The sequence below is a fragment of the Streptomyces sp. NPDC050988 genome (assembly GCF_044456225.1).
Lineage (GTDB): Bacteria > Actinomycetota > Actinomycetes > Streptomycetales > Streptomycetaceae > Streptomyces.
Map to the genome: position 1 here is coordinate 269394 of NZ_JBITFQ010000005.1, position 20282 is coordinate 289675.

Genomic DNA, 20282 nt, shown 5'->3' on the forward strand with positions numbered 1-20282 from the left:
GTAGCCGTTGACGCCGCACGGCGTTGAACCATGCGGTGTGCGATCGAGGAGGGGTTCCGTGGTGGAGGCCAGGATGGAGAGCAGGCAGAGCGTCGATCCTTGTGATCTCGTGACCGTCCCCGCTCGGCAGGGGCTGGAGGCGGTCGACATCCTGCGGCGCGGTGCGTCGGCGGAGGCCGTCGGCCCCGTCCTGCACGACGACAGCTGCGACACGCTCGGCTTTTTGGTGCCGTCGGGGACGGCTTCTGCCTGGGATGTCCCAGGCAGTACGTGTACGCAGACCGACGGGCGGGGGCTTCGGTTGGCGCCGGAGCCGCCGGTGGAGGGGTCGGACTGGCTGTTGCCTCCTGGGGAGGCGGACCTGGCGACGGATCCTGCGGTTCTGCGGGCTGCGTTGGGGGAGGCGGCTCGTCTGATCGAGGCGGCGGACAACTGCCGTTGAGGTTGGGCGGGGGGTTCGTTGGGCTTGCGGGTCTTTGTTGTCTGCGGGTCCGTTGGGGCTTGTCGCGCAGTTCCCCGCGCCCCTAAAAGAACACAGTTCCCCGGGCCCCTGAAAGAAGCAGAAGCAGGGGCCTGCTGTCGCTGAGCCGAACTGTCTGGTGCCGTCGATAATGGGTGCATGGCTCGGGCTAAGAACAAACGGGTGGATGATCGGCGGGGCGGTGACAGACGTGTTGCTGCTTCGGCTGTCGTCGAGAGTGTGGACGGGGGGCTTGCCGAGCTGATGCCCGACCGGGATCGGGTGCGCGCCTGGACGCTGCTCATCGACGGGGCCCCGCAGTCGCACGTCGACCTCGACGACCCCTCTTACCTGAGCTTCGAGTACCAGCGTCGGCTCGGTCACGTCATCGATCTCGTCGCCCCGCCCGGCAAGCCCGTACAGGTCGTGCACCTCGGCGGTGGTGCCTTCACCCTCGCCCGGTACGTGGCCGCCACCCGGCCCCGCTCCACCCAGCAGGTCGTCGAACGGGACGCGGCGCTCGTCCAACTGGTCCGCCGCGAACTGCCGTTGGATCCGAACGCCCGGATCCGGGTACGTTCCGTCGACGCGCGCGAAGGGCTCGCCAAGGTGCCGGACGGCTGGGCGGACCTGGTCATCGCGGACGTGTTCAGCGGGGCACGGACCCCCGCGCATCTGACGTCGGGCGAGTTCCTCACCGATGTGCGCCGGGTCGTCAACGCCGGTGGCCTGTACGCCGCCAACCTCGCCGACGGCCCGCCCCTCGCGCATCTGCGCGGCCAGATCGCCACCGCCGCCGGTGTCTTCCCCGAACTCGCCCTCATCGCCGACCCGACGGTCCTGCGAGGCAAACGATTCGGCAATGCCGTCCTGATCGCCTCGGCCGTCCCCCTCCCCGTACCCGAACTGACCCGCCGAGCCGCCTCCGACCCCCACCCGGCAAGAGTCGAACACGGCAAGGCGCTGAGGGACTTCACCGGCGGAGCGACCCCGGTGACGGACGCGGCAGCGGTCGCCTCACCGGCACCTCCACCGTCGGTCTTTCGGTAGAAATATCCGGGGCGGCCCTTTCGGCCCGGGGCGACCGAAGCGCGCCCGTCCTTGTCTTTTAGGGGCGCGGGGAACTGCGCGACCAGCCCCCACGCACCCGCAGCCAACTCACGCACCAAGCCACCCGCGGCGCTCAGTAATCGTTGACAGAAACCCGCGGCGCAGAGTCATGCCACGTACAGAACACCGAAACCCGATCCGCCCCCGCCGAGAACTCCACCCGAATCCACGTCTCGGTCTTCCACACCTGCATCGACCACCCGGACGCGGGCGTCGCGGACACCAGCGAGGCGTACGACTTGCCGAGGTCGAACACGACCCGGCCCCCATCGGTGTCGTAACTCTTCACCACACCCGAGGCACCCGTGCCAGAAGCGGCACCCGCCGACTTCGAGGGCGAAGGCGAGGCAGGGGGCGAGGACGAAGCCGGGGCGGAGGCCGAACGCCCCGCACTCGGCTCACGGCTCTTCGACGGTCCGGTCTCCGGCCCCGACTCGGGCCGACTCGTCGAGGAGGCAAGCGGCTTCGCGCCCTGCGCGGTCGTCCCGTCCCCCGTGATCGGCAGCGCGCGCGGCGGGTCGTACGCCGTCCCGGCCATCACCGTGTGGACACCCCACCACGACAGCGTGACCGCCGCGCCCGTGGCGAGCGACCAAGCCAAGCCGTGTACGAGTCCTCTGCGCATCGCGGGCCATACTGCCCCACGCGCCCCACACATGTCCCCTGTCGGTGCTGCCGGGACGGTTATCCACAGGCCCCGGACCGGCCCACCTCGTATGGCGTAGGTTGCGGGCCATGGCAAGTGTGCTCGTGGTCGAGGACGACCAGTTCGTGCGCTCGGCCCTCATCCGGCATCTGACCGAGGCCGCGCACACGGTGCGCAGTGTCGGTACGGCACTTGAGGCGCTGCGCGAGGTCGCCCATTTCCGTTTCGACGTCGTGATCCTGGATCTCGGCCTGCCCGACCTGGACGGGTCGGAGGCGCTGAAGATGCTGCGCGGCATCACCGACGTGCCCGTGATCGTCGCGACCGCGAGGGACGACGAGACGGAGATCGTGCGGCTGCTGAACGACGGCGCGGACGACTACCTGACCAAGCCGTTCTCGGTCGAGCACCTGGCGGCGCGTATGGCGGCGGTGCTGCGCCGCGCCCGGTCCTCGGGCGGAGAGGCCCCGCCGTCTCCGGAGATCCGCGTCGGCGGGCTGGCCATCGACCCGCTGCGCCGGCAGGCCGAACTGGACGGCGTACGACTCGATCTGACCCGGCGCGAGTTCGACCTGCTGGCCTTCCTCGCCGGGCGGCCGGGGGTCGTCGTGGCCCGCAAGGAACTGCTCGCCGAGGTGTGGCAGCAGTCGTACGGGGACGACCAGACCATCGACGTCCATCTGTCCTGGCTGCGGCGGAAGCTGGGCGAGACGGCGGCCCGCCCGCGCTATCTGCACACCCTGCGCGGGGTCGGTGTGAAGCTGGAGCCGCCAGGGCCGTCGGGCATGGAGCCGCCGCGATGAGATGGGCACTGGTCAAGGTCTGTGTGGCGGTGACCGCCATGGTCGTGGTGGCCTTCGCGGTGCCGCTCGGGCTCGTCATCAGGGAGATGGCGAGGGACCGCGCGTTCTCGAACGCCGAGCGGGAGGCCGCGGCCATCGCCCCCGCCCTCTCCATCACCACCGACCGGGATCAGCTGGAGCGGGTCGTCGCCTCGGCGGGCTCGGACGCGGGGATGGCCGTCCACATACCCGCGAGCGACGGTGTGGAGGCGGTCGACCTCGGCCGGCAGCGCGCCGTCGGCAAGGACATCGCCACCACCCGGAAGCTGGGCCGGGCCTCCACCACCGAGGTCCCCGGCGGCTCCACGCTGCTCCAGCCCGTCGCGCTGAGCTCGGGCGAGATCGCCGTCGTCGAGGTGTACGTGCCCGAGTCGGAGGTCACCAACGGCGTGGCCACGGCCTGGGCGGTGCTCGCCGGGGTCGGTATCGCGCTCATCGTCGGCTCGGTCGCGGTGGCCGACCGGCTCGGCGTGCGGATGGTGAAGCCCGCCCAGCGACTGGTGGAGAGCGCGCACGAACTGGGGGAGGGGAAGCTGGGCGCCCGGGTGCCCGAGGAGGGGCCGACCGAACTGCGGCTCGCGGCGGTCGCCTTCAACTCGATGGCCGACCAGGTCGTCCAACTGCTCGCGAACGAGCGGGAGTTGGCGGCCGACCTCTCCCACCGGCTGCGTACGCCACTGACCGTGCTGCGGCTGAACGCGGCCTCGCTGGGGGACGGGCCCGCCGCCGAGCAGACCCGCGCCGCCGTCGCTCAGCTGGAGCGCGAGGTCGACACGATCATCCGGACCGCCCGGGATGCCAAGCCGCAGACCGCGGCGATAGGCGTGGGCGCCGGGTGCGACGCGGCCGAGGTCGTGCGGGAGCGGATGGACTTCTGGTCGGCGCTCGCGGAGGACGAGGGGCGCAAGGTGCGGGTGGCCGGGGTCGACCGGCCGGTACGGATACCCGTGGCCCGCGCCGACCTGGTGGCCTCGCTCGACGCGCTGCTCGGGAACGTGTTCCGGCACACGGCCGAGGGCACGGCCTTCGCGGTCGACGTGCACAACGGCGAGGACGCCGTCATCGTGCTCGTCTCGGACGCGGGCCCGGGCATCACCGACCCCGAGGCAGCGATGGCCCGGGGCGGCGGATCCGGCAGCGACGGCTCGACCGGGCTCGGACTCGACATCGTGCGCCGGCTCGCGGAGTCGACGGGCGGGGACGTACGGATCGGGCGCTCCGTCCTGGGCGGGACCGAGGTCCGGATCTGGATCCAGCTCGACGGCCGGGAGCCGGAGAGGCGAGGTCACCGGGGCTCGGTGCGCCGCCGCCGATCGGCCAAATTGGTCTCGACCTTTAACCGATCCCGATCCCTTCCTTAAGCGCACCCTAAGATCCCCAACCCCCGTCCGGATCAGGCAGTTTGCCCGTTTCCAGCTCGCTAACGTGCTGCCGCACCCCACCCCCCTCCCGTGACCCCCTCGGGGACTCCCGGAACAGCGAAGGCAGGCACGCCATGAGCACCCACCGGCGCACGGTCACCGGCAGGAACAAGGCGATCGGAGGCGTGGTCGCCGCGGCCGTGGTCGGTGGTGGAGCCCTCGTGTTCTCCGGTACGGCGCAGGCGGCCGGGGTCGGCGCCGCCTACACCAGGACCAGCGACTGGTCGACCGGTTACACCGCGCAGTACGTCGTCACCAACGACACCGGCGCGGCGAAGACGGACTGGACGCTGGAGTTCGACCTGCCGTCCGGGGCCGGGCTGAGTTCCCTGTGGAACGGCGAGTCGAGCGTGAGCGGCCGGCACGTCACCGTGAAGCCTCCCGCCTGGGACAAGGACGGACTGGCCAAGGGCGAGTCGGTGACGGTCGGCTTCGTGGTGAACGGCTCCGGCACCCCCACCGGCTGTCTCATCGACGACGCCAAGTGCTCGGTGGACGACGGGGCGACCCCGGAACCGACCGGCCGCCCGACGGAGACGGGGACGGGGACAACGGGGACACCGAAACCCACCGCTACACCCACCGCGACCCCCACGGCCACCCCCTCCCAGACCGCGGACCCCACCGCCTCGCCATCCGAGCCCTCCGAGTCCACCGGCGACGGCACGGCGGCCACCGCCGGCTTCGCGCCCTACGTCGACACCTCCCTCTACCCCGCCTTCGACCTGGTCGCCGCCGCGACGGCCACCGGTGTGAAGGATTACAACCTCGCCTTCGTCACGGACGGCGGCGGCTGCACCCCCAAGTGGGGCGGTGTGACGGACCTCGGCACCGACGCGGTCGCCGCGCAGATCGGCGCCCTGCGCGCCAAGGGCGGCGACGTCCGCGTCTCCTTCGGCGGCGCGGCCGGCTCGGAACTGGCCCTCAACTGCTCCTCGGCGGACGCCCTCGCGGCGGCCTACGAGAAGGTGGTGGACGCGTACAAGCTCACGAAGGTCGACTTCGACGTCGAGGGCGGCGCGCTCCCCGACACGGCGGCGAACACCCGCCGGGCGAAGGCGATAGCCACGCTCCAGGCCGAACACCCGGACCTGGACGTCTCGTTCACCCTCCCCGTCATGCCCGAGGGGCTCACCCAGGACGGCGTGAACCTGCTCGCCGACGCCAAGTCGAACGGCGTCGGCATCGACACGGTCAACATCATGGCGATGGACTACGGCCCGGCGTACAGCGGCGACATGGGCACCTACGCCGAGCAGGCGGCGACGGCGACGCAGGCGCAGATCAAGGGAGTTCTGGGTCTGTCCGAGTCCGCGGCCTGGAAGGCGGTCGCCGTCACCCCGATGATCGGCGTCAACGACGTGGTGACGGAGATCTTCAAGGTCGACGACGCCACCCAGCTCGTGGACTTCGCCAGGTCGAAGGGGATCGGCTGGCTCTCCATGTGGTCCGCCACCCGCGACAAGCAGTGCCCCGGCGGCACCAAGCCCTCCGCCGACGCGACCTGCAGCTCGATCCTCCAGGACCCCCACGCCTTCTCGAAGGCCTTCGCCGCCTACAAGTAGCCCGACGGGCAACCCGCAAGAAGCCCAAGCGGCCCAACCAGCCATCTCCGCACGGGGGTCACACGCCCCGGCCGGCCTTCCCCCCACCCGGCCGGGGTTCGCGAAGGGGCGCGGCACTCCCCTCACAGTGCCGCGCCCCGTCCCCCGCCCGTGTCCCCCTTGAGGGAAGGGCTATTCGGTCGTGTTCACCGACGGAAGCGCCCCGGTCCGGGCCGCCTCGCCGTACCAGAGGGCGCTCGACTTCGGCGTACGGGCCTGGGTCGCGTAGTCCACGTACACCGCGCCGAAGCGCTTGTCGTAGCCGTACGCCCACTCGAAGTTGTCCATGAGAGACCACAGGTAGTAGCCGCGGACGTCCGCGCCGTCGGTGATCGCCCGGCGTACGGCCGACAGATGGCCGTGGAGGTAGGCGATGCGCTCCGGGTCGTGGACGCGGCCGTCCGGGTCGGGCTTGTCGTCGTAGGCCGCGCCGTTCTCGGTGATGTAGAGGGGGAGCCCGGGGGCCTCCGTCGTGTAGCGCATGATCAGCTCGTGCAGGCCCGTCGGGTCGATGGTCCAGCCCATCTCCGTACGCTCGCCCGGTGTCTGATGGAACATCACATCGTCCGCGCCCGGCCACGGCGAGTGGTCGCTCGCCCCGTGGCCGTCCGCGCGCGGGCCGTCCGTGACGGTCTCGGCGGCGCCGACCAGCGTCGGTGTGTAGTAGTTGAGGCCGAGCGCGTCCAACGGCTGGTTGATCAGGGCGAGATCGCCGTCCAGGACGTACGACCAGTCCGTGATCGACGACGTGTCGGCCAGCAGGGTCTCCGGGTACGCGCCGTGCAGCATCGGGCCGTGGAAGATTCCGTTGGCCAGGTCGTCGATGCGCCGGACCGCCACCAGGTCCGCCGGGTCCTGCGAACGCGGCCTGACCACCGAGGAGTTGAGGCTCACGGCGATGCTGTTGCGGGCCGGCATCGCGGCCCGCAGGGCCGAAGTCCCCAGCCCGTGCGCCAGGTTGAGGTGGTGCGCGGCACGCAGGGACGCCTCCGGGTCCGTACGCCCAGGAGCGTGCACCCCTGATCCGTAGCCCAGGAACGCGCTGCACCAGGGCTCGTTGAGCGTGATCCACTGCTCGACGCGGTCGCCCAGTGCCTCGCCGACGATCTGCGCGTACTCGGCGAACCGCAGCGCGGTGTCGCGCTCGGGCCAGCCGCCCGCGTCCTCCAGCTCCTGGGGGAGGTCCCAGTGGTAGAGGGTGATCGCGGGCTTGATGTTGTGCGAGAGCAGCTCGTCGACCAGCCGGCGGTAGAAGTCCAGGCCGCGCTGGACGGCGGGACCGCGGCCCGTCGGCTGCACCCGCGACCACGACACCGAGAAGCGGTACGCGGTCAGGCCCAGCTCCGCCATGAGGGCCACGTCGTCGCGGTACAGGTGGTAGTGGTCGTTGGCGATGTCGCCGTTCTCGCCACCGGCCGTCTTGCCGGGCGTGTGGCTGAAGGTGTCCCAGATCGAGGGCGTACGGCCGTCCTCCCGCACCGCCCCCTCGATCTGGTACGCGGAGGTGGCCGCGCCCCAGAGAAAGGCGGGCGGGAAGGTCACGGGCGTTGCGGGCTCAGGCATGGAAGCGCTCCCATGGGAGGAAAGGTCGTAGGAGACCTGGGGATATGGGGTCGGAGGGGGGAAGGAGCAGGGGCCGAGGCAGCGGCGGCTCGGCCCCTAGTCAGGGCGCGGCGGGTCAGCCCTTGATCGCGCCCTGCATGATCCCGCCCACGATCTGCTTGCCGAACAGCAGGAAGGCGATGAGCAGCGGCAGGGTGCCGAGGAGCGCGCCCGCCATGATCACCGCCTGGTCGGGGACGTAGCCGGTGCCGAGCGAGTTGAGGGCCACCTGCACGGTGGGGTTCTGCTGGTTGAGCGCGATGATCGGCCACAGGAAGTCGTTCCAGGCCATCACGAACGTCAGCAGCCCGAGCACGGCCATCGCCGGCCGCGCCGCCGGGAAGACCACGTGCCACACGATGCGCAGACTGCTCGCGCCGTCCACCCGCGCCGCCTCGATCAGCTCGCTGGGCAGCGCCTGTACCAGGTACTGCCGCATGAAGAACGTACCGAAGGCGCTTACCAGGGTGGGCAGGACGACCGTCTGCAGCTGGTTGGACCAGCCCAGCTCGCTCATCCACAAGTACAGCGGTACGACCGCCAGTTGCGGCGGGATCATCATCGTGCCGATGGTCAGCAGCAGCAGAAGGCTGGAGAACCTGAACCGCAGTTTGGCGAAGGCGAACCCGGCGAGCGTGGAGAACAGGACCGTACCGACGGTGATGGTCCCGGCCACGATCGTGCTGTTGAGCATCGCGGTGCCGAGGGCCGCCTCGTTCCACGCGGCTTCGAGGTTCTTGAACAGGTTCCCGCCGATCCACAGCGGCGGTGGCGTCTCGGCGAGCCGCTGGTTGGTGCGCGAGGCCGCGACCACCGTCCACAGCAGCGGCGCCAGCGAGACGAGGGCGAAGACGGCCAGGACGACGTACGTGACAGGACCCGCGTGCAGTTGCTTGCCCGCGCCCATCAGACGGCGGCGCCCGGAGCCTTCCCGGGCGGCCTTCTCGGCCGCGTCCATCGGCGCCTGAGGGGGCGTCAATTCACTAGTGGTCATTGGGACTTCCTCAGCCGTCGGGTGATCAGCAGGTTGATCGCGGCGACGATCAGCAGGATCAGGAACATCGTCCAGGCGATCGCGGACGCCTTGCCGAGGTTGCCGATGATCCAGCCCTGGTCGTACATGTACAGGCCGAGCGTCTGGTACTGGTGCTCGGAGCCGCCCTTGGAGCCGCTGGCCCCGCCGAACAGGAGCGGTTCACCGAACAGCTGCGTCGCGCCGATCGTGGAGACGACCACCGTGAACAGGATCGTCGGCCGCAGCATGGGGATCGTCACATGGCGGAACTGCTGCCAGCGGCCCGCGCCGTCCAGGGCCGCCGACTCGTACAGGTCGGAGGGGATCGCCTGCATCGCCGCGAGGTAGATCAGGGCGTTGTAGCCGGTCCACCGCCAGATCACGATCGAGGAGACGGCGAACTGTGAACCCCAGGTGGACTCACGCCAGTTGACCGGGTCGACCCCGACGAAACCCAGCAGCCAGTTGATCATGCCGCCGTCCCAGGAGTACAGCAGCACGAACACCAGGGTCGCCGCCGCCACCGAGGTGGCGTACGGGGTGAGCATCACGACGCGCCACACGGTGGAGCCACGCAGCTTGTAGTTGAGCAGGTGCGCGATGCCGATCGCCATGATCAGCTGCGGCACGGTCGAGATCACACCGATGGTGAAGGTGTTCTGCAGTGCCCCCCAGAAGAAGTCCGAGGACATCAGGTTCTTGTAGTTGTCCAGGCCCACCCAGGTCTGCTGGTCCAGGTTGGACAGCTGCACGTTGTGCAGCGAGTACCAGGCCGTGTACAGCAGCGGGACGAGCCCGAAGGCGCCGAAGAAGATGAAGAAGGGGGCGATGAACGCGTACGGCGACGCCTTCATGTCCCAGCGGTACAGCCGGCTGCGCCAGGAGTCGGGGCCCGGGGGCGGTGTACCGCGACCGTGAGCACGGCGCGCCGCGCCCGGCTGGGAGCCGGGCGCGGCGTCGGCGCTCGACGCGGACTGCGCGAGAGCCTGCTTGGAGCTGGTCACTGGCCGAGCACGTCCTTGATCTCCTTGGTGGCCGCGTCCCAGCCCTGGTCCGGGGTCTTGCCCTTCTGCTCGACCTGGAGGATGCCGATGTCCGTGATGGCGGTGCCGATCGGCTGGTCCTTGACGCCGAAGATCTGCGTCGGGATGGTCTTCGCCGAGTCGGAGAAGATCTGCGTGATCGGCGCGTCCGAGAAGAACGCCGTCGTGGCGGCCTGCGGCTTCAGACTCGGGTAGGCAGCCGGGATCGACGGGAAGCTCGCCTGCTTGGCGAAGACCTTCGCCTGCTGCTCGGGGGCGGTCAGCCACTTCGCCAGCGCGATGGCCTCCTTCTGGTGCTTGCCCGCCGTGGGCACACCGACGAACGCACCACCCCAGTTGGCCGCGGTGGGCGCCGCCGCGATGTCCCACTTGCCCTTGCCGGCGGCACCGGACTTCTCCTGGATGTAGCCGATCATCCAGGCGGGGCAGGCCACCGTCGCGAACTTGGCGTTGGCGAAGGCCTGGTCCCACGGCTTGTCGAACTGCTTCAGCTTCGCCGACATGTCACTGGTCGCCACCTCCATCGAGGCGTCCCAGGCCTTCTCCACCCCTGTGGACTTGTCCCAGATGACGTTGCCGTCCTCGTCGTAGTAGCGCTGGCTCTCGCCACCGAGCGCCGCGTTGTAGACCGAGGAGGCGGAGTCCACGAACTTGGTGCCCTTCGGCGCCTTCTTCATATACTCCTTGCCGACGTCGACGTACTTGGACCAGTCGCCCTTCCACTGCTCGGCGAGCTTGGTGCGGTCCGTCTCCAGACCTGCCGCCTCGAAGAGGTCCTTGCGGTAGCAGACCGCCATCGGGCCGATGTCGGTGCCGAGCCCGATGGTCTTGCCGTCCTTGGTGGTGGCCTGTGCGGTCTTCCAGTCCAGCCACTGGGACTTGTCGACCTCCTTGCCGAGGTCGACGAACTTGTCGGCCTGCGTCTGCACAGCCTCGGCGATGTTGCCGATCTCGATCGCCTGGAGGTCGTCGGTACCGGAACCGGCCTGCAGACGGGTGAGCGTCTTCGGCCAGTACACGTCGGTACGGGTGGTGACGTTCTCCTTGATGGTGATGTCCGGGTTCTTCTTCATGTACTCGTCGTAGAGGCCGGCCTGCTTGTAGCCGAAGACACCGAAGGTGCCGATGGTGAGCGTGGTCTTGCCGCCGCCGCTACCGCCGTCCGAGTTCGACGAGCCGTCGTCCGAGTCCTCGGCGCAGCCGGCCAGCAGCCCCGTCGTCAGCGCGGCGACGGCCGCGAGGGCCATCAGCCTGCGGGACCCGCGGGTACTCGTGCGCATTGCGTCCTCCTGTTGCCTGACGTGCCGACCCCCCGGCCAACTGCATTGTTGGGCCCGTTAGTTCACGCTGCGGCTCGGGCGGGGAACGTGCGGGATGTGTATGTGTCAGGTACTGTGGGAGCGCTCCCACAGGTGATGTGTTGAAGGTTCGTCGCTCGGCGCGGGGGTGTCAAGGGAGAGGGCATAGAGATATGTCTTCAGTTATCGGGCTGTTAGCTAACGGAGGTTGGGTTCGGGAGAGTAGGTCTCCGACGGTTTCGGGACGGCCTCGGGGAGGCGCCGGATCGGCCTCGGAGTGGCGTCGCGTGGCGTTGGAGTGGCTGCTTCGGCGTGGGTGTGGGGTCCAGGAGGTGCGGCCGGGTGCTGAGCGAGTACGGGCGGGGTGCCCGACGGGGTGCCGACCGGGGTGGGGGCCGGGACGGTGTGGGAGTAGGGGTGAAGTGCGGAGGCCCGGACTCCGGGCGCCGGGTCCCGATCACGACTGTTACATTCCAGGCCAAGCACGGCGAGAGCCGTGCCGGACGGGAGGCGGACATGGCAGTCCACGGAGCGCGTAGCCGGAGCGGCGGACGGCCGACCCTCGAAGAGGTCGCCGCGCGCGCCGGTGTGGGCCGCGGCACGGTCTCCCGCGTGATCAACGGCTCCCCGCGGGTCAGCGACGCCACCCGCGCGGCCGTCGAGGCGGCGGTCGCCGAGCTGGGATACGTACCCAACACGGCGGCCCGTGCCCTCGCCGCCAACCGTACGGACGCGATCGCCCTGGTCGTCCCCGAGCCCGAGACCCGCTTCTTCGCCGAGCCGTACTTCTCCGACATGCTGCGCGGAGTGGGCGCGGCGCTCTCCGACACCGAGCTGCAGCTCCTGCTGATCTTCGCGGGCAGCGACCGGGAGCGGCGCCGGCTGGCCCAGTACCTGGCCGCGCACCGGGTGGACGGGGTCCTGCTGGTCTCGGTCCACGCGGACGATCCGCTGCCCGACCTGCTGGCCCAGCTGGAGATCCCGGCGGTGATCAGCGGCCGGCGCTCGGCCGACGAGACCCTGCCGTCGGTGGACTCGGACAACTTCGGCGGCGGCCGGTTCGCCGTGGAACACCTGATCGCCCAGGGCCGCCGGACCATAGCCCACCTGGCGGGACGCCTCGACGTGTTCGGTGCCCAGCGCCGTGTCGACGGCTACCGCGAGGCGCTGCGCGAGGCGGGCCGCGAGGTCGACGACCGCCTCATCGTCCCGGGTGACTTCACGGAGGAGGGCGGTCGCCGGGCGATGAAGGAGCTGCTCGCCGTCTGCCCGACCCTGGACGCGGTCTTCGCCGGCTCCGACGTGATGGCGGCCGGCGCCCGCCAGGTCCTGCGCGAGGCGGGCCGCCGCATACCCGACGACGTGGCCCTCGTCGGCTACGACGACTCGGCCATCGCCCGCCACATGGACCCGCCCCTGACAAGCGTGCGCCAGCCGATCGAGGACATGGGCCGCGCGATGCTCGACCTCCTGATCGACGAGATAGCGGACCGCCGCCCGGCGGTGTCCCGGGGGCTGGAGAGGCGACAGCTTGTTCTTCCTACGGAGCTGGTGGCGCGGGCGTCTTCGTAGGGGAGGGGCGCGGTTTCCCGGGTGGTGCCGCCCCCCCCGGGTGCCGCCCTACCGGGTGAGGGACCACACCGCCCAGGCGACCAGGCCCGCGCCGACGAGCACCATCGCGGCGGACACCGACCGGGGGAGCGGCTTACGGGACCGAGGCTGCGGCCGTGTCCGCAGCTGTGGCTGTGGCTGTGCCGGGCCCGCGCCCGGAGGTCCGGCAGGGGTCGGTCGGCCGTACGTCCCCGTCTGCACGGGCGGTTGAACGGGCGGTTGAAAGGGAGCCACCCGCGGGTGCCGGGCGTCCCAACTCCCGCTCTCGTACCGCTGTTCCAGCACTCCCGTGGCCGACCGCCGCCACCGGACTCCCGCCGCGTCCGTGAACTCCACGACACCGAGGGCGGGTTGGGAGGGATGGGCGGGACCGAGGCTCGTGTCGCTCGTGGGCAGCAGGGCGCTGACGCTCTCGCCGGCGTGCAGCAGCCCGCCGGTGAGGGTCGTGGGGAGAGGCAGGCCGTCGTAGTGCAGGGCGACGTCCCTGACCGGCTGGTCGCTCCCGTTCGTGGCCTGAAGACTCCAGCCGACCCACTGCTCGGCCAGCGGCGACGGCCGGCTCCTCATCACCACCTGAACCAGGGATGCCTGCACCACCTCCGCCCGCCGCTCGGCCTCCCGCGCGAGTTCCCGCTCCCGCTCCTCGACCTCCCGGGCCATGGCCGCCACCCGCGCCGACTCCCGCACGGAGTGCCGATGCCCGGCATAGCTCGTGACCAGCCCCGCCACCCCGACAACGACCCCGACCACTCCGACGACTGCCTCCAGCATGCTCGTAACTGTGACGGGGGGCGGGATGGGCAGTCCAGTACCGCCGGGGAATTCGATCAGTCCGGGGGGGCGGTGGTGCCAGATGGTGCGGAAAACGCCTGAGGGCCGGTCCGCTTTCACGGACCGGCCCTCAGGATCTTCAGGGTGAGTGACGGGACTTGAACCCGCGGCATCCTGGACCACAACCAGGTGCTCTACCAGCTGAGCTACACCCACCATGACCGGGTTGGTTCTCCGAGTGGTTCACCGACCGGCCGAGAAAAAGTGTACAGGGTCCGAAGGGGTGCTCGCGCCCGTGTTTCGGTGGGGGTTATCCCGCAGGTAGGACGTGCTTCGAGGCGATGGTGCGGGCCGTCTCCGAGTCGGGGCCGGGCTGCGGGACGAAGATCGCCTCGCGGTAGTAGCGGAGCTCCGCGATGGATTCGCGGATGTCGGCGAGCGCGCGGTGGTTGCCGTTCTTCTCCGGGCTGTTGAAGTACGCCCGGGGGTACCAGCGGCGGGCCAGTTCCTTGACCGAGGAGACGTCCACGATGCGGTAGTGGAGGTACTCCTCCAGGGTCGCCATGTCGCGGAGGAGGAAGCCGCGGTCCGTGCCGACGGAGTTCCCGCACAGCGGGGCCTTGCCCGGTTCCTTGACGTGCTCACGGATATAGGTGAGGACCTGCTCCTCCGCGTCCGCCAGGGTCGTGCCACCGGCCAGCTCGGAGAGGAGGCCGGAGGACGTGTGCATCTGGCGCACCACGTCCGGCATCGTCTCCAGCGAGGCGTCCGGCGGGCGGATCACGATGTCCACCCCCTCGCCGAGTACGTTCAGCTCAGAGTCGGTCACCAGCGCGGCCACCTCGATGAGCGCGTCGTCCGACAGCGAGAGACCGGTCATCTCGCAGTCGATCCACACCATGCGATCGTTCATGGCCTCACCCTACGGCCCGCTCCCGCGCCCGGGCAGGCCCGGGACCTCGGCAGTCGGCCCCGATGTCGGTCCCGATGACGGACAAAAACCGCGCCGGCCCCGGACCACAACGGTCCGGGGCCGGCGCGCAACGCTCCGAAACGGCCGCGGCTAGGGCGCGCTCCGCTGCCCGGGCAGGCTCGCCCGTCCCGCCGCGTACATCTCCGCGCCGCTCCGTCCCTCCGTGGAGAGGGACGACGTCGCCGGACCGACCGCGTGAGCGGCCGCCGTACGCCGGGTCTGCAGCGGCACGGGTGCCTCCTGCTGCACCGGCGGCGGCGGTGGCGCGCCGGAACCGTCCGAGTCCGACTGCTTCTCGCCCTGCGGACGGCGGGCCCGGTAGGCGGCCCGGTACGCGGCGGGGGACGAGCCGAGCTGCCGGCGGAAATGGCCGCGCAGGGCCACCGGGGAGCGGAAGCCGCAACGGCCCGCCACCTCGTCCACCGAGTAGTCGGACGTCTCCAGGAGCCGCTGCGCCTGGAGCACCCGCTGCGTGATCAGCCACTGCAGGGGAGCGCTCCCGGTGAGCGAGCGGAACCGGCGGTCGAACGTACGCCTGCTCATGTACGCACGTGCCGCCAGCGTCTCCACGTCGAACTGTTCGTGGAGGTGCTCCAGCGCCCAGGCGACGACCTCGGCGAGCGGGTCGGCGCCGATCTCCTCTGGTAAAGACCTGTCGAGATAGCGCTCCTGACCGCCACTGCGCCGGGGCGGGACCACCAGACGGCGGGCCAGCGCTCCGGCTGCCTCGTTTCCGTGGTCCGTCCGCACTATGTGCAGACAGAGATCGATCCCGGCCGCCGTGCCCGCCGACGTGAGTACGTCGCCGTCGTCCACGAACAGCTCGCGGGGATCGACGTGCACCGACGGATAGCGCTTGGCCAGCGTCGGTGCGTACATCCAGTGTGTCGTCGCGGGACGGCCGTCCAGCAGTCCGGCCGCCGCGAGTACGAAGGCGCCGGTGCACAGCCCGACTATGCGGGCGCCCTCCTCATGGGCCCGGCGCAGTGCGTCGAGCGCCTCCTCCGGTGGTGGTGAGGTGATCGACCGCCAGGCCGGCACGACGACCGTGCCTGCCCGGGCGATCGCCTCCAGCCCATTGGGCGCGGTGAGTTCCAGGCCTCCTGTGGTCCGCAGTGGGCCTTCCTCGCCGGCGCACACCAGTAGTCGGTAGCGCGGCACGCCGGCGTCCTGGCGGTCAATCCCGAACACCGAAAGCGGTATGGAACTCTCGAAGATGGGGCCGCCGCTGAACAGCAGCACCGCGACGATCTCCTTGCGGCGTCGCCCGGAAAGTTTCCGGGCCGCGGCTTCCGGCGCGGCAGTGGAGTCGTGGCTCATACTGCTAAGCCCCCCTCGGTGGTCGCGGCTCCTCGGTTGTGTCGCTCCTGCACGTTTCCCCTCGGTCCTGCACGAGTCCCCCGCCGTAAGACGTCAAGATCGAATCTACTGTGTCGCGTGGTGCCGAGGTGGCCAGTTCAGCACTCGGCAGATTGTCGACATGGCAACTTGGCGTGAAGCATTCGATCACGAAGCGTTGCACTCGTGGGCCGTACAGGGAAGTGCGCCTGCCTCGCGTGGCCGGTCCCAGTAGGGTGCGGGCACCCTACTGGACCCTTTCAGTGCAGGTCGAACGGGGGTTGGGGGCCTGGTCGGCCAAGGGGTGCGCGGTGTCCAGAAGTTGGCTGAAAAGCAACGGGCTCGTGCGCGGAAACCGGTCAGTCAACCGGCGTATTTCCACCGGCATGCCGACCGCCCCGGTGCGCTCCCGCGCCGGCCCTGCCGCGGGGCACATGATGGGGCGCCGGGTCCTCGCCGTGGGGTGCTCGGTGCGGCGCCTGCTCCGCCGTACGCTGCCGTGCCGCGCCCCGCTCGGACCGGCGCAGCAGCACTCGGCACGCCCCCGTCACCGCGGCCAGGCCGAGGGCCGCGCCGGCGGCGCCCGCCAGGGAGGTCCCGTACCCGACGAGGACGACCGGAACCAGGACGCAGCTGAAGGCCGCCCAGCGGACCACGTCGCTCACCGTGTCCTGGGTGGCGGCGGAGCGGGCGGCGGGTGTCCTGGAGGGGGGCTGGGGCGCGGTCGAGGGTTGTCCGGACACGGTGGGGCTCCCTGGGGCGGTGGCTTACAGGGGTTCAACGCGGGTTCGACCCGGCGGTCACGGGGGGCTTCCCAGGGGTGCCCTCGGAAGCCCTGGGGGGCGGGGGTCGTGGTCCGGCCGCGGGTGGGTGGGGGCTGGTCGCGCAGTTCCCCGCGCCCCTGCCAATGCCGCCCGCGGCAGCCCTGGCACCCTGAATGCCCGCCCAGGGGCTTTCTTGCTGGGTGAACGCTGTGCAAACCGCCTGTACGGGGCAGCAACCATTGCGTTACGGGCGTTCTCTCGTGCATGCTCCCTGGAACCCTCCCGCGGCGAGAGCGGGATCTGGGCAGAGGAGGCGTGCCGCCGTACCCTTGGGGGTATGGGGTTGGGAAGATGATTCCCGGACACAGCTCCGTAGCACCTGTCGTCCCACCCACGAGGATCCGAACGCCGAGACACTCATGGCCGGTCACGAATTCGAACCCGCGGACCGCAAGCGCCCCGTCGCCGATCCCACGGCGGCCGAGCCCTTGGCGGCGGAAGAACCACGTCAGTCCTGCGATCCCGCCTTCAAGCACGGCGTCGTCGTCGGCTTCGACGGATCGACATCGAGCGAGCGCGCCCTCGCGTACGCGATCGGCATGGCCTGCCGCTCCGGGTCGGGCCTGATCATCGTCCACGTCGCCAACCGGCTGCCCACCACGGTGTGGGCGGGCTGCGAGCCCCCGGTCTTCGTCGACGTCCCTGATCACCGCACCGAGGTGCTCGGGCTCGAACTCGCCTGTGCGGAGTATCTGGCCGAGGTCCCCTGGATCCTCGTCGAGCGCGGCGGGGACATCTGCCACGAACTCGAAGAGGTGGGGCGGGAGTACGAGGCGGACGCGATCGTCGTCGGATCGACCCACGGCATCGTCGGACGCATCTTCGGCTCCGTCGCCGGCCGGCTCGCCAAGCGTGCGCAGCGCCCGGTGGTCGTCATCCCCTGATCGGCCTCCGGCCGTTCCCCGGCCGACCGCTGATCGCCGCTGTTTCGGCCGCTGTTTCGACCTCTGTTCGAACGCCTTCGGTGTTGCCGTATCGCAACTCGGTGTTGTCCCAGGTGAGATGAGCCGTGGGCGAGGTCAACTTCCTTTACGTGTCGGGTAAATCTACTCGCGCGTAGATGTGTTTGTGCGCTTGTGAAGGGCATATACCGGTCACCGCACAACAGCACATGCACGAAGGGAGCCCGCCGTGGACAATGACGTCTCCGCGGGAAGCACCACCTGGACCCTCGGCCATCTCGCACTCGGACTCACCCTGCTGGCCTTCGGCCTCGGTCACACCGAAGTGATCGACGGCGTCACGGCAGCCGATTCCGTCTCTCTCGCCATCTATGTCGGTGGCATCGCGCTCTTCGTCGCCGGCCTCATGGCCTTCCGCGACCGCGACCACGACACGTTCACGGGTACGGCGTTCGCCGGGCTCGGGGCGTTCTGGTTCACCTGGGGTCTCGGTGCCGACACACAGGTCTCCGACAACGCGGCGGGGCTGTTCCTGCTGCTCTTCGCGCTCGTCGCGCTGAGTCTGACGCTGGGGGCGTCCGCCTCGGCGCCGCTCACCAGGGGCGCGTACGGGCTGCTGTTCGTGGCGATGGTGTTGCTCGCCGTGGCGCAGTTCGGTGACTCCGCGGGGCTTGCCAAGGTGGGTGGGTGGTTCGCGGTCGTCGGCGGGCTGGCCGCCTGGTACGCGGCGACCGCGGCGCTGGCTCACTGGCCTACGGCCATGCCGCGTCGTGCTGCCGGTCGGGGCGTGACGGCTCCCGGCTGACTGGCAGCCAGCCGGGGCAATGGGCGGCCCCGGCGTGTGGACGGACCCCCCGTGCGTTGGTGGCGGCACGTTGGGGGTCCGTCCTCTTGTTGTTCGCGTGCGGGTGGGTGGGGGCTGGTCGCGCAGTTCCCCGCGCCCCTTACGGGGCGCACCGAGACGGGCGCGCACCCCCGTCGACGGGGCTACTACTCCACCGTGACCGACTTCGCCAGGTTCCTCGGCTTGTCGATGTCCCTGCCAAGGGCCAAGGCCGTGTGGTAGGCGAGGAGTTGGAGGGGGATGCCCATCAGGATGGGGTCCAGTTCGTCCTCGTTCTTCGGGACGACGATGGTCTGGTCGGCCTTCTCCTGGCACTCGTGGGCCACGGCGAGGATCTTGCCGCTGCGGGCCTTGATCTCCTCCAGGGCCGCGCGGTTCTTCTCCAGCAGGTCGTCGTTCGGGACGATCGCGACCGTCGGCAGCGCGGGCTCGATCAGCGCGAGCGGGCCGTGCTTCAACTCCGAGGCGGGGTAGGCCTCGGCGTGGATGTACGAGACCTCCTTCAGCTTCAGCGAGGCCTCGCGGGCCACCGGATAGCCGCGTACCCGGCCGATGAAGAGCATCGAGCGCGCCTCGGCGTACTGCTCGGCGAGCTTCTTGATCTCGTCCTCCTGGTCGAGGATCTCCGTGATCTGGCCGGGAAGCTTGCGCAGGCCCTCGATGATCCGCTTGCCGTCGGAGACCGACAGGTCACGGGTGCGGCCCAGGTGCAGCGCGAGCAGCGCGAAGGCGACCGTGGTGTTCGTGAAGCACTTGGTGGATACCACGCACACCTCGGGGCCCGCGTGCACGTACATGCCGCCGTCGGCCTCGCGGGCGATGGCCGAACCGACCACGTTCACGATGCCCAGGACCCGCGCGCCCTTGCGCTTCAGCTCCTGCACGGCCGCCAGGACGTCGTACGTCTCACCGGACTGGGACACCGCCACGTACAGCGTGTCGGGGTCGACGACCGCGTTGCGGTAGCGGAACTCCGAGGCGGGCTCGGCGTCCGCGGGGATGCGGGCCAGCTCCTCTATCATCTGCGCGCCGATCATGCCCGCGTGGTACGAGGTGCCGCAGCCGAGGATCTTCACGCGGCGGATCTGGCGCGCCTCGCGGGCGTCCAGGTTCAGGCCACCGAGGTGGACCGTCGAGAACCGGTCGTCGATCCGGCCGCGCAGCACACGGTCCACGGCGTCGGCCTGCTCGTGGATCTCCTTGTGCATGTACGTGTCGTGGCCGCCCATGTCGTACGACGCGGCCTCCCACTCCACGGTGGTCGGCTCGGCCGTGGTGCGCGTGCCCTCGGTCGTGTACGTACGGAAGTCGTCGGCCTTCAGTGTCGCCATCTCGCCGTCGTCGAGCGTGACGATCTGGCGGGTGTGGGTGACGAGCGCGGCGATGTCCGAGGCGACGAACATCTCCTTCTCGCCGATGCCGAGGACGACCGGGGAGCCGTTGCGGGCCACCACGATGCGGTCCGGGAAGTCGGCGTGCATGACGGCGATGCCGTACGTGCCCTCGACGACCCGGAGGGTCTCGCGGACCCTGTCCTCCAGTTTCTCGGCCTGGGAGCGGGCGATCAGGTGGGTGAGGACCTCGGTGTCGGTCTCGGAGAGGAACTCGACGCCGTCGGCCTCCAGCTTCTTCCGCAGGTCGGAGGCGTTGTCGATGATGCCGTTGTGGACGACGGCGACCTTGTCGTCGGCCGACATGTGCGGGTGCGCGTTCACGTCGGACGGAGCGCCGTGGGTGGCCCAGCGGGTGTGGGCGATGCCCGTGGTGCCGGCGAAGCGCTTGGGGACGCGGGCCTCCAGGTCACGGACGCGGCCCTTGGCCTTGACCATCTTCAGGCCGGCCGTCTTCGGAGACGTCACGACGATGCCCGCCGAGTCGTAGCCGCGGTACTCGAGGCGCTGCAGGCCTTCGAGGAGGAGCGGTGCCACGTCACGCCTGCCGATGTATCCCACGATTCCGCACATACGGTTTCTCTGTC

Annotated in this window: 18 protein-coding genes and 1 tRNA gene; 8 read left to right on the forward strand and 11 right to left on the reverse strand. The window is 70.2% G+C overall.

What is annotated here, in order from left to right; all coding sequences use genetic code 11:
* Nucleotides 1-73 precede the first annotated feature (73 nt).
* Both ACIBEI_RS15020 and ACIBEI_RS15025 read left to right on the forward strand, forming a co-directional pair.
* Nucleotides 74-442, forward strand: a complete 369-nt coding sequence (locus ACIBEI_RS15020; protein ID WP_269649202.1) for a hypothetical protein — start codon at nucleotides 74-76, stop codon at nucleotides 440-442.
* A 177-nt stretch (nucleotides 443-619) separates the two neighbouring features.
* Nucleotides 620-1510: a spermidine synthase gene (locus ACIBEI_RS15025; RefSeq protein ID WP_398888721.1), complete on the forward strand. Its 891-nt coding sequence runs from the start codon at nucleotides 620-622 to the stop codon at nucleotides 1508-1510.
* Between the two features lie 133 nt (nucleotides 1511-1643).
* Here the strand turns inward: ACIBEI_RS15025 and ACIBEI_RS15030 are convergent, their stop codons facing one another.
* A complete protein-coding gene (locus ACIBEI_RS15030; RefSeq protein WP_398888723.1) occupies nucleotides 1644-2195 on the reverse strand; it encodes a hypothetical protein in 552 nt (183 codons plus the stop codon).
* Nucleotides 2196-2305: 110 nt separating this feature from the next.
* On the opposite strand from ACIBEI_RS15030, the gene ACIBEI_RS15035 reads away from it, so the two are divergent.
* The 3 genes from ACIBEI_RS15035 to ACIBEI_RS15045 all read left to right on the forward strand — a co-directional run bounded on the left by ACIBEI_RS15035 (nucleotide 2306) and on the right by ACIBEI_RS15045 (nucleotide 6044).
* Nucleotides 2306-3019 (forward strand): response regulator transcription factor, encoded by a 714-nt coding sequence (locus ACIBEI_RS15035; protein WP_398888725.1) that lies wholly within the window; start codon nucleotides 2306-2308, stop codon nucleotides 3017-3019.
* Nucleotides 3016-4419 carry an ATP-binding protein gene (locus ACIBEI_RS15040; RefSeq protein WP_398888727.1) on the forward strand — a complete coding sequence of 468 codons (1404 nt, stop codon included), beginning with the start codon at nucleotides 3016-3018 and terminating at the stop codon, nucleotides 4417-4419. Before ACIBEI_RS15035 ends, ACIBEI_RS15040 begins: the two co-directional genes overlap by 4 nt.
* A 134-nt stretch (nucleotides 4420-4553) precedes the next feature.
* Nucleotides 4554-6044: a cellulose binding domain-containing protein gene (locus tag ACIBEI_RS15045; RefSeq protein WP_398888729.1), complete on the forward strand. Its 1491-nt coding sequence runs from the start codon at nucleotides 4554-4556 to the stop codon at nucleotides 6042-6044.
* 171 nt (nucleotides 6045-6215) lie between these two features.
* Here the strand turns inward: ACIBEI_RS15045 and ACIBEI_RS15050 are convergent, their stop codons facing one another.
* The 4 genes from ACIBEI_RS15050 to ACIBEI_RS15065 form a co-directional block, all read right to left on the reverse strand.
* Nucleotides 6216-7646 (reverse strand): GH1 family beta-glucosidase, encoded by a 1431-nt coding sequence (locus tag ACIBEI_RS15050; RefSeq protein WP_398888731.1) that lies wholly within the window; start codon nucleotides 7644-7646, stop codon nucleotides 6216-6218.
* Nucleotides 7647-7761: 115 nt separating this feature from the next.
* Nucleotides 7762-8679, reverse strand: a complete 918-nt coding sequence (locus tag ACIBEI_RS15055) for a carbohydrate ABC transporter permease (RefSeq protein ID WP_398888733.1) — start codon at nucleotides 8677-8679, stop codon at nucleotides 7762-7764.
* Entirely contained in the window at nucleotides 8676-9704 is a 1029-nt protein-coding gene (locus ACIBEI_RS15060; protein WP_362077453.1) for a sugar ABC transporter permease, read from the reverse strand. Before ACIBEI_RS15060 ends, ACIBEI_RS15055 begins: the two co-directional genes overlap by 4 nt.
* Nucleotides 9701-11023, reverse strand: coding sequence for an ABC transporter substrate-binding protein (locus ACIBEI_RS15065; protein WP_398888735.1), 1323 nt, complete (start codon nucleotides 11021-11023; stop codon nucleotides 9701-9703). Before ACIBEI_RS15065 ends, ACIBEI_RS15060 begins: the two co-directional genes overlap by 4 nt.
* A gap of 534 nt (nucleotides 11024-11557) precedes the next feature.
* Between ACIBEI_RS15065 and ACIBEI_RS15070 the strand changes: the two genes are divergently transcribed.
* Entirely contained in the window at nucleotides 11558-12613 is a 1056-nt protein-coding gene (locus ACIBEI_RS15070; protein ID WP_398888737.1) for a LacI family DNA-binding transcriptional regulator, read from the forward strand.
* Between the two features lie 48 nt (nucleotides 12614-12661).
* Here ACIBEI_RS15070 and ACIBEI_RS15075 read toward each other — a convergent pair whose 3' ends face one another.
* The 5 genes from ACIBEI_RS15075 to ACIBEI_RS15095 form a co-directional block, all read right to left on the reverse strand.
* Nucleotides 12662-13423, reverse strand: coding sequence for a hypothetical protein (locus tag ACIBEI_RS15075; protein WP_398888739.1), 762 nt, complete (start codon nucleotides 13421-13423; stop codon nucleotides 12662-12664).
* Nucleotides 13424-13566: 143 nt separating this feature from the next.
* Nucleotides 13567-13639 (reverse strand) — tRNA-His (locus ACIBEI_RS15080).
* Nucleotides 13640-13733: 94 nt separating this feature from the next.
* Nucleotides 13734-14336, reverse strand: a complete 603-nt coding sequence (gene orn, locus ACIBEI_RS15085; protein ID WP_269647268.1) for an oligoribonuclease — start codon at nucleotides 14334-14336, stop codon at nucleotides 13734-13736.
* A 150-nt stretch (nucleotides 14337-14486) separates the two neighbouring features.
* Complete coding sequence (locus ACIBEI_RS15090) at nucleotides 14487-15716, reverse strand: helix-turn-helix domain-containing protein (protein WP_398888742.1); 1230 nt, start codon at nucleotides 15714-15716, stop codon at nucleotides 14487-14489.
* A 377-nt stretch (nucleotides 15717-16093) separates the two neighbouring features.
* Nucleotides 16094-16477 carry a hypothetical protein gene (locus ACIBEI_RS15095; RefSeq protein WP_398888744.1) on the reverse strand — a complete coding sequence of 128 codons (384 nt, stop codon included), beginning with the start codon at nucleotides 16475-16477 and terminating at the stop codon, nucleotides 16094-16096.
* 440 nt (nucleotides 16478-16917) lie between these two features.
* On the opposite strand from ACIBEI_RS15095, the gene ACIBEI_RS15100 reads away from it, so the two are divergent.
* Both ACIBEI_RS15100 and ACIBEI_RS15105 read left to right on the forward strand, forming a co-directional pair.
* Complete coding sequence (locus tag ACIBEI_RS15100; protein ID WP_055616056.1) at nucleotides 16918-17442, forward strand: universal stress protein; 525 nt, start codon at nucleotides 16918-16920, stop codon at nucleotides 17440-17442.
* Between the two features lie 247 nt (nucleotides 17443-17689).
* On the forward strand, nucleotides 17690-18265 hold the full coding sequence (locus ACIBEI_RS15105) for an acetate uptake transporter (RefSeq protein ID WP_398888747.1): 576 nt from the start codon (nucleotides 17690-17692) through the stop codon (nucleotides 18263-18265).
* A 185-nt stretch (nucleotides 18266-18450) separates the two neighbouring features.
* Here ACIBEI_RS15105 and glmS read toward each other — a convergent pair whose 3' ends face one another.
* On the reverse strand, nucleotides 18451-20268 hold the full coding sequence (gene glmS, locus ACIBEI_RS15110; RefSeq protein WP_398888749.1) for a glutamine--fructose-6-phosphate transaminase (isomerizing): 1818 nt from the start codon (nucleotides 20266-20268) through the stop codon (nucleotides 18451-18453).
* Nucleotides 20269-20282 lie beyond the last annotated feature (14 nt).